This is a genomic window from Mesorhizobium sp. M0016 (genome assembly GCF_040324035.1).
Taxonomy (GTDB): Bacteria; Pseudomonadota; Alphaproteobacteria; order Rhizobiales; family Rhizobiaceae; genus Mesorhizobium.
The window spans coordinates 44,872-62,155 of the sequence record NZ_JAMYVM010000033.1 but is presented as its reverse complement, the minus strand read 5'-3'; the positions used below and the strand labels follow the sequence as shown (position 1 = coordinate 62,155).

Genomic DNA, 17,284 nt, shown 5'->3' with positions numbered 1-17,284 from the left:
CCCGGTGTCTGGGGGGGTCTTTTATTCACCCCCTCCTGTTTATGCCGTTCGGGGGGGGGGGCGCCTAGTCTCCACCCACCCCACCCGCGTCACCAGTGCCGCCTTGCGGCACTTGCTCCGCGACCCTCCCCTCGAGGGGGAGGGTTATCACCCCTGCGAAGGCCTGAACCGCGCCACCAGCGTGTGGCTCTCCGCGGCGTAGGTGAACCTCGCCTGCGTCACCGGGTGCTCGGCGCTCCAGGTTCGGCGCTCGACCACCAGGCAGGGCGCGCCGGTTGCGATGTCGAGCGCTTCGGCAATATGTCTGTCGGCCGCGACCGCGCGGATACGGTGCTCTGCCTCGCTCCATGGCACGCGGCCGATCAGCCAAGGGCCGGGGGCGATGTCGAGAAACTCCTCCTCGGCGGCTTCCGCGACGGCGGCGAGATTGATCAGCCGCTGTTCGTGCGCGAACGGCCGCTTGCCGGCAAAATGCCGGCATTCAAGCGCCAGCACCTGTCCGGCTGCGTCCAGTTCCAGCAAGGCGCGATCCTCGGCGCTGCTGCGCCTTTTCTGCCGCGCCAAGCGCTCGTAACGATAAGCCAGGCCAAGCGACTCAACCTCGATCCTGATGTCGTGGATTTCCAGCACCGCGGCCTGCGACTGCGGCTGGCGGACAAAGCTGCCCGAACGGCGGCGGCGCTCTATCAGCCCGGCCTTGGCCAGCTGCGACAGCGCCTTGTTCACCGTCATGCGCGAGCAATTGTATTCGGCCGTCAACTCGTGCTCGAACGGGATGCGGTGACCCGGCGCCCAGGCGCCGGACACTATTTTCTCGCTGATGTCGGACAGGATGCGCTGGTGCAGCGAACCGCCGCCTTCCACCGCCGCTGTCTCTGATATGCTCATGCCGAAAGCGCCGTCATCACATGGCGAAAGCGCTCGGCGATCGTCTCACGCGCTGCATGCCGGCCGCCGCTGACTTGTTTTTTTCCGTGCACCCAGACGCAATCGACCTTGCCGCCATTGGCAAAGATCCAGGCGTCGAGGATCGCATCGCCACTTTTTCCGGCCAGCGATGGATGGTTTTCGTCGAGGGAGACGAAATCAGCCGCGGCGCCGGCGGCGATCCGCGACGGGCCGGCGCCGAGTGCGGTGCTGCCGCCATCGAGGGCGGCGTCGAACAGAGCCCGCCCGGTCGAGCCGCCGGCCACCGCCAGCACATTGCGGGCGCGGTGTGCGAGGCGCTGCGAATATTCGAGCTGGCGCAATTCATCCGGCAGGCCGATCAGCACGTTGGAATCCGAGCCGACGCCGAAGCGGCCGCCATGTTCGATGAACAGAGGTGCTGAAAAGGTGCCGTCGCCGAGATTGGCCTCGGTGATCGGGCAAAGCCCGGCAATGGCGCCGCTTCTGGCCATGCCGGTTGTCTCAGCCTCGGTCATGTGGGTGGCGTGGATCAGGCACCAACGCTTGTCGATCCCGGCATTGGCGAGCAGCCATTCGACCGGTCGCGCACCCGACCACGCCAGGCAATCCTCGACCTCCTTCGCCTGCTCGGCGACGTGGATGTGGATCGGTCCGTCCGGCGCAATGGCGGCAACAGCGCTGAGTTCCTCCGGCGTCGCGGCGCGCAGGCTGTGCGGGGCGACGCCGACGACAGCCTGATTCAACGCACGAACCGATTCGCGGCTTTTCTCAAGCAAGCGTTCGAACCGATTCACATCGTTGATGAATCGCCGCTGGCCTTCGTTGGGCGCAGCGCCGCCGAAGGAGGAATGGGCATAAAACACCGGCAGCAGCGTCAGGTCGATCCCGGTTTCGCCGGCGGCCGCGGCAATACGTTCGGCCATCTCGGCAAGGTTGGCATAGGGTTTTCCGTCGCGATCGTGGTGGAGATAATGAAATTCGCCGACGCGCGAGAATCCGGCCTCCAGCATTTCGACATAAAGCTGGGCGGCGACCGCCTCGACCTGGTCCGGCGTCATCGACAGCGCGAAGCGGTACATCACCTCGCGCCAGCTCCAGAAGCTGTCGGCGGAGGGACCGCGCAGTTCGGCAAGCCCGGCCATGCCGCGCTGGAAGGCGTGGCTGTGCAGGTTCGGCATGCCGGGCACCAGAATGGCGTGGCGTTCGTCACCGCTCCGCGGCGACGTGTCGACTTCGACGGTTGCGATGCGACCGTCCGTGACTACGATCCGCACCTTGTCATGCCAGCCATCGGTCAGCAGCGCCTGTTCCGCAAAGATCGCCGTCACGTTTTTCTCCGAATTCCATAAACAATGCACTTGCAGCGCGTTTCAATATGTATATACATAATCGCCATCCAAGCAACGGAAAAAGATGATGGCGGCACAAGACAAAAGCCGGGCAGGGGGCCTTCAGCTTTGGCGTGATGCGCGCCTGGCAACCATGGCCGAAGGCGTTGCCGGACTTGGCATCGTCGAAAAGGGCGCGATCGTCTCCCGTGACGGCATCATCGTCTATGCCGGCCCGGAAGCCGACATGCCGTCAGCGTTGGCTCAGGGCGGCGAGACTACCGATTGCGAAGGCCGCTGGATCACGCCCGGCCTGATCGACTGCCACACCCATCTCGTCCATGCCGGCAACCGTGCCAACGAGTTCGAGATGCGGCTGGCCGGCGCCACCTATGAAGAAGTCGCCCGTGCCGGCGGCGGCATCGTCTCCTCGGTCAAATCCCTGCGTGCCGCGAGCGAAGACGCACTGGTTGCGCAGACGCTGCCACGCCTCGATGCGCTGATGGCCGAGGGCGTCACCACGGTAGAGGTAAAGTCGGGTTACGGGCTCGATCTCGAACATGAACAGAAGTCGCTTCGCGCCGCGCGGCAGCTGGACAAGCAACGCCCGGTCACGGTCCGCACCACCTTCCTCGGCGCGCATGCGCTGCCGCCGGAAGCAAAAGGCGACAAGGACGCTTTTGTCGATCTCGTCGCCAACACCATCCTCCCCGGAATCGCCGCCGAGGGCCTGGCTGACGCCGTCGACGGCTTTTGCGAGGGCATTGCCTTTTCGCCGGAACAGATTGCCCGCGTCTTCGACAAGGCCAAGGCGCTTGGCCTGCCGGTCAAACTCCATGCCGACCAGTTGTCCAACCTGCATGGCGCCGAACTCGCCGCCCGCTATGGCGCGCTGTCGGCCGACCATCTCGAATACACCGACGAGGCCGGCGCCGCAGCGATGGCCAAGGCCGGCACCGTGGCGACCATCCTGCCCGGCGCCTACTATTTCATCCGCGAAACCAAGAAGCCGCCGGTCGGCCTGTTCCGCCAGCACGGCGTCAAGATGGCGGTCGCCACCGACAACAATCCCGGGACGTCGCCGCTGACCTCGCTGTTGCTGACCATGAACATGGCAGCGACGCTTTTCGGCCTAACCGTCGAGGAATGCCTGGCCGGCACCACTCGCGAGGCTGCCCGCGCGCTTGGGCTGCTTGGCAAGACCGGCACGCTTGAGGCAGGAAAATCCGCCGACCTGGCGATCTGGGACATCGAGCGTCCGGCCGAACTCGTCTACCGCATGGGCTTCAACCCGCTCCATGCCCGCATCTGGAGAGGACAATGACCGAACTTAACCTGAAGCCCGGCAATGCGACGCTGGCCGACTGGCGCGCTATCTATCGTGGCGCCATGCCGAAGCTCGACGCCTCCTGCCGGCCAAAAATCAAGGCCAGCGCCGAGGCAGTCGCCCGCATCGTCGCCAAGGGTGAGCCGGTCTACGGCATCAACACCGGCTTCGGCAAACTGGCCAGCGTCCGCATTCCGGCCGAGGATCTAGAGACCCTGCAACGCAACATCGTTTTGTCGCATGCCGCCGGTGTCGGCGAGCCGATGCCGGTTTCGGTGGTTCGGCTGATGATGGCGCTGAAGCTCGCCAGCCTTGCGCAGGGCGCGTCGGGCGTACGGCCGCAAACCATCGAGTTGCTGGAAGCGATGCTGGCCAACGACGTCATCCCCATGGTGCCGGCGCAGGGCTCGGTCGGCGCCTCCGGCGATCTCGCGCCGCTGTCGCACATGACGGCGGTGATGATCGGCGTCGGCGAATGCTTTACACCGCATGGCCGCTTCCCGGCCAAGGTCGCTTTCGTCTCGCACGGCCTGGAGCCCGTGACGCTCGGCGCCAAGGAAGGTCTGGCGCTGCTCAACGGCACGCAGTTTTCCACCGCCTACGCGCTGGCCGCTCTGTTCGAGGCCGAAGTGCTGTATCAGTCGGCGCTGGTCGCCGGCGCGCTGTCGACCGACGCCGCCAAGGGTTCGGACGCTCCCTTCGATCCGCGCATCCATCTCCTGCGCAAACATCCCGGCCAGATCGAGACGGCGGCAGCGCTGCGCAACTTGATGGCCGGCAGCGCCATTCGTGAATCGCACCGCGTCGGCGACGAGCGCGTGCAGGATCCGTACTGCCTGCGCTGCCAGCCGCAGGTGATGGGCGCCGCGCTCAGTGTGCTGCGTCAGGCCGCCGACACGCTTGGCACCGAGGCCAATGGCGTCACCGACAATCCGCTGATCTTCGCCGAGGACGATACTGCGCTTTCAGGCGGCAATTTCCACGCCGAGCCGGTGGCTTTCGCCGCCGACATGATCGCGCTCGCCGTCTGCGAGATCGGCTCGCTGTCGGAACGCCGCATCGCCATGCTGGTGGACCCGGCGCTGTCCGGCATGCCGGCATTCCTGACGCCGAAGCCCGGCCTGAACTCCGGCTTCATGATCCCGCAGGTGACGGCGGCGGCACTCGTTTCCGAAAACAAGCAGAAGGCCTATCCCGCGAGCGTCGATTCCATCCCGACCTCGGCCAACCAGGAAGACCACGTCTCGATGGCCGCACACGGCGCTCGCCGGCTGATCGGCATGATCGAAAACGCCACGGCCGTCATCGGCATCGAACTCCTGGCCGCCGCGCAAGGCTGCGATTTCCATGCGCCGCTGGCGTCGAGTGCAGCTCTGGAAGCGGTTCGTAAGCTGGTCCGCGCCGAGGTGCCGCATCTCGACAATGACCGGCATTTCCACCCTGACATGGAAAAAGCCATCGCCATGGTGCGCAGCGGCGCTGCCATCAAGGCTGCCGGCGCGGTGACACTGCCTTCGATTTCGGGAGTCTGACATGACCGACTGGCTGACAGTGACGGAAGGCACGGCACCCCTGTTGGTGTCCATCCCGCACACGGGTATCGATCTCGCCGGCATCGACAATCGGCTGGTCTCGCCCTGGCTCGGCCGCCGCGATTGCGACTGGTGGATCGACAATCTCTACGATTTCGCCGCCGGCCTTGGCGCGACGATTGTGCACACGTCGATCTCGCGCACCGTCATCGACGTCAACCGCGATCCTTCCGGCGCCTCGCTCTATCCCGGGCAGACGACAACGACGCTATGCCCGACCGAGACCTTCGACGGCGATCCGCTGTATCTGCCCGGCGCGGAACCGACGCCGTCGGAGATAGACCAGCGCCGCATAGCGTATTTCGTGCCTTACCATGAAATGCTGGCGGCCCAGGCCGTCAGGCTGCGCGGCCTGCATGAGAAGGTCGTCATTTACGATTGCCACTCGATCCGGTCGGTGCTGCCGCGCCTGTTCTACGGCACGCTGCCGGTATTCAATCTCGGCACCAATGACGGCCAGACCGCGGATCCTACGCTGCAGGCGCTGGTTGGCCAGATCATGGCCGAGAGCGGTGAAAGCAATGTCATCAACGGCCGTTTCAAGGGTGGCTGGATCACCCGCTATTTCGGCAATCCGCAAGGCGGCTACCATGCGCTGCAGATGGAACTTGCCGATCGCGGCTATTTGCGCGAGCCCGAGGGCAAGGGCGAACCGGACAATTGGCCGGTGCCTTATGATGCCGAGTTCGCCGCGCCGATGCGCGCCACACTGACGAAAATCCTCCAATCCGCCATTGACTGGGCCGGGCGCTGAGACGCCGCCTTACTCCAAAGGGACAATGATGAACAATCCTCGCCACAACATCCGCGAAGTGCGCGCGCCCCGCGGCGACAAGCTCAACGCCAAATACTGGACGACCGAAGCGCCGCTGCGCATGCTGATGAACAACCTCGATCCCGATGTCGCCGAAAACCCCAATGAGCTCGTCGTCTATGGCGGCATCGGCCGGGCCGCGCGCACCTGGAACGATTTCGACAGCATCGTCGCCTCGTTGAAGACCCTCAATGAAGACGAGACGCTGCTGGTCCAGTCCGGCAAGCCGGTCGGCGTCTTCCGGACGCACACCGATGCGCCGCGCGTGCTGATCGCCAACTCCAACATCGTGCCGCATTGGGCGACCTGGGACAAATTCAACGAACTCGATAAAAAAGGCCTGATGATGTACGGCCAGATGACGGCCGGCTCCTGGATCTATATCGGCACGCAAGGCATCGTGCAGGGCACCTACGAGACCTTCGTCGAGGCCGGCCGCCAGCACTACAATGGCAACCTTACGGGCAAATGGATCCTGACCGGCGGCCTCGGCGGCATGGGCGGCGCCCAGCCGCTTGCCGCCGTCATGGCCGGCGCCTGCTGCCTCGCCATCGAATGCAATCCGGACTCGATCGATTTCCGGCTGCGCACCCGCTATGTCGACGAGAAGGCCGAGACGCTCGACGAAGCGATGGAAATGATCGAGCGCTGGACCAAGGCCGGCGAGGCGAAGTCGGTCGGCCTGCTCGGCAATGCGGCCGACATCGTGCCGGAAATGTTCAAGCGGGGCATCCGCCCCGACATGGTCACCGACCAGACCTCGGCGCATGACCCGATTAACGGCTATCTGCCCAAGGGCTGGACGATAGCTGAGTGGCGCGAGAAGCGCGTCTCCGATCCCAAGGCTGTCGAGAAGGCCGCCCGCGCCTCAATGCGCGAGCATGTCGAGGCGATGGTCGCGTTCTGGAATGCCGGCGTGCCGACGCTCGACTATGGCAACAACATCCGCCAGGTCGCCAAGGACGAAGGCTTCGAGAACGCCTTTGCCTTCCCGGGTTTCGTGCCGGCCTATATAAGGCCGCTGTTCTGCCGTGGCATCGGCCCGTTCCGCTGGGCTGCTCTTTCGGGCGATCCCGAGGATATCTACAAGACGGACGCCAAGGTGCGCGAACTCACCCCCGGCAACACCCATCTGCACAACTGGCTGGACATGGCACGTGAGCGCATCGCCTTCCAGGGCCTGCCGGCGCGCATCTGCTGGGTCGGCCTCGGCGACCGCCACAGGCTGGGCCTCGCCTTCAACGAAATGGTGGCCAGGGGCGAACTGAAGGCGCCCGTCGTCATCGGCCGCGATCACCTCGATTCCGGCTCGGTCGCTTCGCCGAACCGCGAGACGGAAGCGATGAAGGACGGCTCCGACGCCGTCTCCGACTGGCCGCTGCTCAATGCGTTGCTCAACACCGCGTCGGGCGCGACCTGGGTGTCGCTGCATCATGGCGGCGGCGTCGGCATGGGCTTCTCGCAGCATGCCGGCATGGTCATCGTCGCCGACGGCACGCCGGACGCCGCAAGGCGCCTGGAGCGCGTGTTGTGGAACGATCCGGCGACCGGCGTCATGCGCCACGCCGATGCCGGCTACGACATCGCCATCGAGTGCGCGAAGGAGCACCAGCTCAATCTGCCCGGTATTCTAGGCTGATTGGCTTAAATGATGCGCATCCTATGGGCCGCCGACTACCGGGTCATGCCGTGGAAGAATGGCGGCGGCACGACCACCGAGATCGCCGTCTCGCCGGACGGCGCCGGGCTGGACGATTTCGACTGGCGCGTTTCGATGGCGCGAGTCGAGGATAGCGGGCCGTTCTCGGGCTTTGCCGGCGTCGACCGCACGCTGGCCGTGCTGGAAGGCGAGGGCATCGTCCTCGACATTGCTGGCCGGCGGCCGGCCGAAGTGACGGCGGCTTCCGCCCCGCTGTCCTTTCCGGCCGATGTGCCGACTACGGCCGCGCTGATCTCCGGTCCGATCACCGACCTCAACGTCATGACCCGCCGCGGGCGGGCAACGCACTCGGTCCAGCGTCTGATGGTTTCGGTTCCGACCGATATCCGGCCGACCAGCGCTATGACCCTGATCCTGCCGTTCGACGGTGAGGTCGGCGTGACGGGCGCGACATCGTCGCGCCTTGGACCTCGCGACACGCTGTTGCTCGGACCGCAGGCCGCGAAACTGCGGCTTGAACCGGTGCGGCCGACGATCGTGTTCGTCGTCCGGATAGCCAGCCTGGGCTAGCCGCACCGCCAGCACAACGATTAACGCCTGTTGCCAAACATGATCGCACGCCGGAGAAATCTGGCGTAAGCTGTTGTCTGGATCACGAAAAAGCCCGAATCCTTCCGTCGTTCCAAGGCGGACGGGAGGGCAGGGGTGCTCGTCCTTAAGTTGTCGAAAGCCCCACTTAAAATGTCGAAGGGATAACGCCTCTGGCGTGGTGCGAAGCAAAACTTTCGGCCAGTGTAATCATGCAACCAATTGCATTTGAATCGGTTTTAGGGACATTGCCGTGGCGGTGGCGCCGCATCGCGTCCCCCATGCGGAATTTTCAATGAATATCCAGACAAATCCTGCCCATATCGAAAAGTCCAGCGCCGGCTTCCCGGTCATCACCGAAGAGCCGATACGCTCCAATTTCCTGCCCGAAGAGCGGCTGCGCGCGCTGGGCGAAAGCCTCGCCAAGGGCGACATCAAGGACCTGTTCGGCCTGACGCAGTTCGATTTCCAGGCCCGCATCCGCGACAGCGCAAAGAAAATCCTCGAAGTCTACCGCTCGACCAATGCCGCCCAGGCCAAGGGCGAAACCATCACGCCTGCCGCGCAATGGCTGCTCGACAACAATTATCTCGTCGAGGAGACCATTTTTCAGGTGAAGCGCGACCTGCCGCGCCGTTTCTACCGGCAGTTGCCGACCCTGGAAGTGGCCGATCGCGCCGCAGTGCCGCGCGCGCTGGCCTTGGCCTGGAGCTATGTTGCCCATTCCGACAGTTCGGTTTCGGCGACCATGTTCAAATCCATCGTCGAGGGTTTTCAGTCGGTCGAGCCGCTCAAGATCGGCGAGCTCTGGGCGCTGCCGTCGCTGCTGCGCTTCGTTTTGATCGAGAATCTGCGCCGCATCGCCGTGCGCGTCGACCGCACCAGGCAGATGCGCCATATCGCCAACGAGGTCGCCGACCGCGTGCTGGCGACCGACGACAATGCAGACCGCCGGAAGATCCTGTCGGGCTACGGCGCGCATGCGCAGGACACCACCTTCGCCACCCAGTTGCTCTACCGCCTGCGCGACGGCTCGCAGAATGCCGGCAGGGCGCTGGAATGGCTGGAGGTCGAGCTCGAGAAAACCGGCTCCGACGCCGAGGAAATCATCATTTCCGAGCATCGCACGCTGTCCAGCGGCAATGTCACCACCGGCAACATCATCCGCGGCCTGCGCCTCATCAACGACGTCGACTGGACGGTGTGGTTCGAGGGCGTCAGCCGCATCGACACGCTCTTGCGCGAGCGCACCGATTTCGCCGCGCTCGATTTCTTTTCGCGCGACCAGTACCGCACGTCGATCGAGCAACTGGCGCGCCGCTCCGACCTGTCCGAATTCCGTGTCGCCGAAAAGGCCATCGAACTGGCCAGCCATGTCCCCGGCGTCACCGATGCCTCCGGCGTGCCGGATGCATCAGCCGATCCGGCCATGCATACCGATGTCGGCTTCTTCCTGGTCGGCCCGCGCCGGCCGGATCTGGAAGAGGCGATCGGCTACCGGCCGCCCTTCCATGTGACCTTCAAGCGCGCCTTCACCGCCACGGGCTGGCTCGGCATCGTTGTGCCGGTCTTCCTGCTTACGGTGCTACTGCTGGTTGTCTCCGGCAATGCGCTTGCCCATCTTGGCCTGTCGGTGGAATCCATCACGCTGATGCTGGCGCTGTTTGCGGTGCCTGCCAGCGAAGGCGCGCTCGCCTTCTTCAACACCGTTGTTTCACTGTTCCTGAAGCCGACGCGGCTCGTCGGCTATGATTACAAGCACGGCATTCCAGCGGCATCACGCACCTTGGTCGTGGTGCCGTCGCTGATCGGCTCGCGCGATGATGTCGAGGAAAACATCCGCAACATCGAGGTGCATCACCTCGCCAACACGGCCGAAGAAATCCATTTCGCGCTGCTGTCCGACTGGCCGGATTCCAAGACCGAGATCGACGCCGCCGACATCGAGATCCTGCAATATGCGCGCGACGAGATCGCCAGGCTCAATGCCCGTTATCCCTCGGAAGGCGCGCCGCGTTTCTATATCCTGCATCGCCGCCGGCTCTACAACCAGGCGCAGGGCGCCTGGATGGGCTGGGAGCGCAAGCGCGGCAAGCTGCATGAGCTGAACCTTCTCTTGCGCGGCGACAGCGACACCACCTTCCTGCCGCTCGACGTGCCGCTGCCGGAAAAGGTCGTCTATGTCATGACGCTCGACGCCGACACGCGCACCACGCGCGACGCCGTGTCGTCACTGGTCGGCAAGCTCGCCCATCCGCTCAACCGCCCGCATTTCGACGCGACAAAGCGCGTCGTTACCGCCGGCTACACCATTCTGCAGCCGCGCATCACAGCCTCGCTCACCAGCGGCGACGACGCTTCTTTCTTCCAGCGCGTCTTCTCGTCCAACAGCGGTCTCGATCCTTACGTCTTTGCCGTCTCGGATCTCTACCAGGACGTCTTCAGCGACGGCTCCTTCACCGGCAAGGGCCTTTATCACGTCGACGCTTTCGAGGCGGCGCTGCAGGGCCGCATCGAGGAAAACACCGTCCTCAGCCACGATCTGCTCGAAGGTGCGCTGGCGCGCGCAGCACTTGTCACCGACGTCGAACTGGTCGAGGACTATCCTACCCGCTACTCGGTCGACGCCTCGCGCCACCACCGCTGGGCGCGCGGCGACTGGCAGCTGCTGCGCTTCATCTTCTCGCCGCGTTCCGGCGTGCCGGCGCTGTCGCGCTGGAAGATGGTCGACAATCTGCGCCGCTCGCTGACCCCGATCTTCTGGGTGATGGCGGCGATCGCCGGCTGGACGCTGCTGCCCTTCACGCAGGCCGCGCAGTGGCAGGCGCTGCTGATCCTGTCGCTGTTCATGGCGCCGACCTTCGATGTCGTCAACGCCATCCTGCCCAAGAGCGGCGACCAGACGCCGCGCGGCCATTTCTCCGCGCTGGCGCACGACACCGTCTTCGGCACGGCCCTTGTGGCGCTGAAAGTGCTGTTGATGGCGCACAATGCCTGGATGATGGGCGACGCCATCGTGCGCACGCTCTACCGCCTGTTCGTCAGCCGCCAGAACCTGCTGGAATGGCGCACCGCGTCGCAGGCGCACAAGGGCGGCGACAACGATATCGGCTCCTATTACAGCATGATGTATGGCGCCGTGATCATCGGCGTCGTCGGTCTCGCTATCCCCGTGCTGGCCGATTCCACCGGTGCCTTCGTCGCCTTCTTCTTCGCTCTGTTCTGGATCGGTTCGCCAGCGGTTGCCTGCTGGATCAGCCGCTCGGCCGAGACCGAGGACCGCCTGCGCATATCGCAGGCCGACATCCACGCGCTGCGCACCGTGGCGCGCCGCACCTGGCATTATTTCGAAACCTTCGTCACGGCCGAGCACCACAATCTGCCGCCCGACAATTTCCAGGAAAGCCCGGCGCCCGTTGTAGCGCCGCGGACGTCGCCGACCAATATCGGCGTCTACCTGCTGTCGGTGGTGTCGGCACGCGATTTCGGCTGGATTGCGCTCTCCGACGCCATCACCCGGATCGACGCCACGATGACGACCATCGAGAGCATGCCGCGCAACCGTGGCCACCTCTTCAACTGGTACGACACCACGACGCTCAAACCGCTCTATCCGCTCTACATCTCCGCCGTCGACAGCGGCAATCTCGCCGGACATCTGGTCGCGGTGGCGGCTGCCTGCGCCGAATGGGCGGAAGCCCCGTCCGTTCACCTGCAGGGCGATTTCGAAGGCGTCCTCGACACGGTGAGTATCCTCGACGAGAGCCTCGAGGAATTGCCTGACGACCGCCGGCAACTGCGGCCGTTGCGCCAGCGTCTGGCCGATCGCCTCGATGGCATGCGGCGCGCCGTCATGACCATCAAGGCGCAGCCGGAGATGGCCTCGATCCGCACGATCAACCTGGCCGTGCTTGCCGGCGAGATCCGCAAGCTCGCCACCGCCATCCACACCGAGGCCGGATCGCAGCGGAGCGACATTATCGCCGACTGGGCGGCCCGGCTGGAAGCGACCTGCGAGGCGCATGTGCATGACTCGCACAGCGACGAAAACGCCGTCGAAGCCTTGCGCGCCAAGCTGCTGGCGCTGCGCGAACGCTGCCGCCGCTATGCCTTCGAGATGGATTTCTCTTTCCTGATGCGTCAGGAGCGCAAACTGCTCTCGATCGGCTACCGGGTCGAGGAGCACCAGCTCGACGAGAGCTGCTACGATCTGCTCGCCTCCGAGGCGCGGCTGACCAGCCTGTTCGCCATCGCCAAGGGTGACCTGCCGACGGAGCATTGGTTCCGGCTTGGAAGGCCGATCGTCGAGATCGGCTTCCAGGGTGCGCTGATGTCCTGGTCGGGCTCGATGTTCGAGTATCTGATGCCGCCTTTGGTAATGAAGGAGCCGCAGGGGTCGATCCTCAACCAGACCAGCAAGCTGATCATCAAGCGCCAGATCCAGTACGCGCGTTCGAAGAACGTGCCCTGGGGCATTTCGGAAGCGGCCTACAATGCCCGCGACCGCGAACTGACCTACCAGTATACCAATTTCGGCGTGCCCGGACTTGGTCTCAAGCGCGGCCTTGGCCAGAACACGGTGATCGCGCCTTACGCCACGATCCTCGCGGCGCAGTTCACACCGCGCGAATCCGTCCAGAATCTGGCCAGGCTGCGCTCCATCGGCGCTCTCGGCCGGCATGGCTTTTACGACGCCGTCGACTTCACGCCGCAGCGCGTGCCGGAAGGCACCGACCATGCCGTTGTCCTGAACTACATGGCGCATCACTCCGGCATGTCGATCGCCGCCGTTGCCGACGCCATCTTCGAGGGCCGGCTGCGCGACCGCTTCCACAGCGATCCGGTGATCGAGTCTGCCGAACTCCTGCTGCAGGAGAGGGCGCCGCGCGACATCCCGACCGCCACGGTCAGGACCGAAGCCGACGAGCGTTCGAAGGACGAGACCGAGGTCGAGAGCCCGGACTCGCGCATTATCCTCGACCCGCTGAGGGCGTTGCGCGCCACCAGCGTCATGTCCAATGGCCGCTACTCCGTCATGGTCTCGGCCACCGGTTCCGGTTACAGCCGCTGGGGCGAACTCGCCGTCACCCGTTGGCAGCCCGACCCGACCGAAGACCGGCTCGGCTCCTACATCTTCCTGCGCGACGCCGGCAGCGGCGACTGGTGGTCGGCCACCGCAGAGCCGAAGCAGGCGACCGGCGAGAGAGTGCAAACGCTGTTTTCCGACGACAAGGCGAGCTTCGTCAAAACAGTGGGCTCGCTGCGTTCGGAGGTCGAATGCATCGTCATCTCGGAAGGCAATGGCGAGGGACGGCGCGTCACGCTCTACAATGACGGCGCCACTGACCGGCATATCGAGGTGACCTCGTTTGCCGAGCTGGTGCTGGGCAACGAAGCCTCCGACAATGCCCATCCTGCGTTCTCGAAAATGTTTATCGAGACCGAGATCGCTGCCAACAACGGTGCCATCTTTGCCACCAGGCGCAAGCGCGACAAGCACGAGCCTGACGTCACCATGGTGCATTTCGTCACCGATCCGTCCGGGTCGGCGCGCGATGCCGAGGCCGAAACCGACCGCCGTGCCTTCATCGGCCGTGGCCGTACCATCGCGGAAGCGGCGGCCTTCGATCCCGGCGCCAAGCTTGGCGGTCACCACGGCTTCACCCTCGATCCGGTAGCGGCCCTGCGCCGCCAGGTGCGGGTGCCGGCCAACAAGAAGATATCGCTGACCTTCTGGACCGCCGTCGGCGCCAACCGCGCCGAACTTGACGAGGCCATCGCCAGGCTCGACCATCCCGAAAGTTTTGCCCGCCAGGCGATGCTTGCCTGGACGCGTTCGCAGGTGCAGACCCGCCATCTTGGTCTCAGCCTGACCGACGCCGCCAACGTGCAGAAGCTGGCGCGCTTCCTGATCTATCCCGATCCGTTCCTGCGCCTGCCCGGCGAATCCATCGCTTCGGGGCTGGGCAAGCAGTCCAGCCTGTGGCCGACCAGCATTTCGGGCGATTTCCCGATCTTCCTGGTCCGCATCGGCGACGTGGCCGACCTCGAAATTGTCGCCCAGGCGCTGCGCTTCCAGGAGTATATGCGCGCCCGCGGCATGATGATCGACTTCGTGGTCGTCAACGAGCAGGCATCGTCCTATGTCCAGGACCTGCAGCGCGCGGTCGAGACGCTGTGCGAAAACAGCCGCCTGCGCGGCAAGGAACTCGGGCCGCGCCAGCACATCTTCGCCGTGCGCCGCGACCTGATGGACGAGGCGACGTACAAGACGCTGCTGGCGGTTGCCCGCGTGGTTCTGCACACGCGCAACGGCACCATCTTCGACCAGATCGAACGCGCCGAGGCGGCAGCCTTGCAAGCACGCGATGCCCTGCAGCCGGTGGCCCCCGCGTCGCTGCGCGAGCCGTCTCTGCCGGTGCCGGCGGCGCCTGCATACCATGCCGCGTCCGACAGCAGCGCCGACGGCAGCGGCCTCAGCCAATGGAACGGCTTTGGCGGTTTCGAGGGCGACGGCCGCCACTATGTCACCCGCCTTGCCGGGCGGCGCTCGACGCCGCAGCCCTGGATCAACGTCGTCTCGAACGCCTCGTTCGGATTCCATGTCTCGGCCGAAGGCGCTGCCTTCACCTGGAGCCGCAACAGCCGCGATTACCAGCTGACGCCATGGTCGAACGATCCGGTCACCAACCGGCCGGGCGAGGGCATCTACATCTACGATCAGGCCAGCGGCAAGGCATTCTCGCCGCTGGCTGCCGTGGTCCGCGATCCCTCGATGACCTATGAGACATGGCACGGCCAGGGCTTCTCCACCTTCCGGTCCAAACGCGGCCCGCTGTCGATGGATCTGACGCACGTCGTCGATCCCGTCGATCCAGTGAAGATCACGCGGCTGCGCATCCAGAACTCAGGCTCGGGGCCGGCGCGGCTGCGCGTCTATGCCTATGCCGAATGGGTTCTCGGCAGCCATCGCTCGAGCACTGCTGCGACCATCATCCCGTCCAGGGATCCAGCGACCGGCGCGCTTCTGGCGCAAAACCCCTACGGTCTCGATTTCGGCGACCGGGTGGCCTTCCTGGCCGCCACCGGTCCGGTGCATTCGGTGACAGCCGATCGTGGCGAGTTCATCGGCAGGCACGGCACCAGCGCCTTCCCGCACACTGTCGTCAGCGGCGCCGGCCTGTCGGGCCGCGTCGAGGCCGGCGACGATCCGTGCGCAGCTGTCGCCAGCGACATCGACATCCCTGCCGGCGGCGACGTCACGCTGGTCTGGCTGCTTGGCGACGCCGCTACATCAGCCGAAGCGAGCGCGTTGGTGCAGACCCATTCGGGCAAGGATTTCGACCAGCGGCTGGCCGATAATGAACGCGTCTGGCGCGGCTTCCTCGACACCATCCAGGTCGAGACGCCCGACAAGGCGCTCGACGCCATGGTCAATCACTGGCTGCCCTATCAGAGCCTGGCCTGCCGCATCCGCGCCCGCTCGGCCTTTTATCAGGCAAGCGGCGCCTTCGGCTTCCGCGACCAGCTGCAGGACACGCTGGCCCTGCTTGCGCATGATCCGAAACTGGCGCGCGACCAGATCCTCAATGCGGCGCGCCGGCAGTTCCCCGAAGGCGACGTCCAGCATTGGTGGTTGCCGCGCACCGACGCCGGCGTGCGCACCATGATCTCCGACGATGTGGTCTGGCTGGCGCATGCCACCAATCGCTACATCGAGGTGACCGGCGATACAGGGATCCTGAAGGAGCAGCTGCCTTTCATCGACGGGCAGGTGTTGGGCGAGGGCGAGCACGACGCCTTCTTCACGCCGGAAATCTCCAAGACGAACGCTTCGCTTTACGACCATTGCGCGCGCGCGCTCGACCTTGCGATCAAGCGCAGCAGCCCGGCCGGGCTGCCGCTGATCCTCGGCGGCGACTGGAACGACGGCATGAACCGCGTCGGCGAAGCCGGCAAGGGGGAGAGTGTCTGGCTCGGCTGGTTCCTTTTGAAGACGCTGGGCGACTTTACCACCGTGGCCAAGGGGCAGGGCGACACCAAGCGGGCGCAGGCCTGGACAAAACACGCCGATGTGCTGAAGCGGGCGCTGGAAAGCACCGCCTGGGACGGCCAGTGGTATCGCCGCGGCAGCTACGATGACGGCACGCCGCTTGGCTCGCACAATTCGGACGAGTGCAAGATCGACTCCATCGCGCAGTCGTGGAGCGTGCTCTCCGGCGAGGGCGACCCCGCGCGCTCGACCACGGCGATGCAGCAGGCGACGAACCTGCTGGTCGACGACAAGCTCAAGATCGTCAAACTGTTTACCCCGGCCTTCCAGAACACGAGAAAGGACCCTGGTTACATCAAGAGTTATCCGCCGGGCGTGCGCGAGAACGGCGGCCAGTACACCCATGCGGCGACCTGGTTCGTGATCGCGCTCGCCGAAATGGGCCGCTCCGACGATGCCTATCGCTGCTTCTCGATGCTGAACCCGGTCAACCATGCGCTCGACGATGCATCGGCCGAGCATTATCGCGTCGAGCCGTACGTCGTCGCCGCCGACATCTATTCCGGTGAGGACAAGGGCGGTCGCGGCGGCTGGACCTGGTATACGGGCTCAGCGGGATGGCTCTACCGTGCTGCGGTCGAAGGAATTCTGGGCATTGAGCGGCGGGGCAAGCAGATCACGTTCCGGCCGAAACTGCCCAGCCATTGGGACGGCTATTCTGCCACGCTGAAGATGCTGGGGTCGGAGATCAAGGTTCGCGTCATCCGCGACAAAAAGGCCAAATCCATCTCGCTCGAAGTCAATGGAACCAAGACAAAGTCTTCCGGTTTTCAGCCGAAAGCCGGCGACAAGACCGAGGTGGTCGTCAAGATACCCGCGTAAAATCAAAGGCTTCAGGTTATTGACGCGCGCCTTTCGAGGCGCGCGTTTTCTACTTCGGCATGCTCCTGGCGAAGAACGGCGTGCCTTCCCGGATACCGGCGGTCCAAGCGTGCAGTGACTAAAAATGTGGCAGCGCCAGATGCTGCCATGATTTTGCCGCAAGACTGACATTTCACCTTTTATCTCAAACC

8 protein-coding genes are annotated in these 17,284 nt (G+C 64.8%); 6 read left to right on the top strand and 2 right to left on the bottom strand.

The features are described from left to right. Positions 1-147: 147 nt before the first annotated feature. Both hutC and NKJ88_RS30260 read right to left on the bottom strand, forming a co-directional pair. Complete coding sequence (gene hutC / locus NKJ88_RS30265; protein WP_352446627.1) at positions 148-888, bottom strand: histidine utilization transcriptional repressor HutC; 741 nt, start codon at positions 886-888, stop codon at positions 148-150. Beyond that, on the bottom strand, positions 885-2,237 hold the full coding sequence (locus tag NKJ88_RS30260) for a formimidoylglutamate deiminase (RefSeq protein WP_023824550.1): 1,353 nt from the start codon (positions 2,235-2,237) through the stop codon (positions 885-887). The genes hutC and NKJ88_RS30260 overlap by 4 nt, the downstream gene beginning before the upstream one ends. Positions 2,238-2,325: 88 nt before the next feature. On the opposite strand from NKJ88_RS30260, the gene hutI reads away from it, so the two are divergent. The 6 genes from hutI (at position 2,326) to NKJ88_RS30230 (ending at position 17,093) form a co-directional block, all read left to right on the top strand. Further along, positions 2,326-3,561 (top strand): imidazolonepropionase, encoded by a 1,236-nt coding sequence (gene hutI / locus NKJ88_RS30255; protein ID WP_023816261.1) that lies wholly within the window; start codon positions 2,326-2,328, stop codon positions 3,559-3,561. After that, positions 3,558-5,096, top strand: coding sequence for a histidine ammonia-lyase (hutH, locus tag NKJ88_RS30250; protein ID WP_352446626.1), 1,539 nt, complete (start codon positions 3,558-3,560; stop codon positions 5,094-5,096). The genes hutI and hutH overlap by 4 nt, the downstream gene beginning before the upstream one ends. Position 5,097: 1 nt before the next feature. Further along, complete coding sequence (gene hutG, locus NKJ88_RS30245; protein ID WP_023742743.1) at positions 5,098-5,910, top strand: N-formylglutamate deformylase; 813 nt, start codon at positions 5,098-5,100, stop codon at positions 5,908-5,910. A gap of 28 nt (positions 5,911-5,938) precedes the next feature. Further along, positions 5,939-7,609, top strand: a complete 1,671-nt coding sequence (gene hutU / locus NKJ88_RS30240; RefSeq protein ID WP_023805061.1) for a urocanate hydratase — start codon at positions 5,939-5,941, stop codon at positions 7,607-7,609. A gap of 12 nt (positions 7,610-7,621) precedes the next feature. Next, positions 7,622-8,200, top strand: a complete 579-nt coding sequence (locus tag NKJ88_RS30235) for a HutD/Ves family protein (protein ID WP_023831555.1) — start codon at positions 7,622-7,624, stop codon at positions 8,198-8,200. Between the two features lie 313 nt (positions 8,201-8,513). Then, positions 8,514-17,093, top strand: coding sequence for a glycoside hydrolase family 94 protein (locus NKJ88_RS30230; RefSeq protein WP_352446625.1), 8,580 nt, complete (start codon positions 8,514-8,516; stop codon positions 17,091-17,093). The last annotated feature ends 191 nt before the right edge of the window (positions 17,094-17,284 follow it).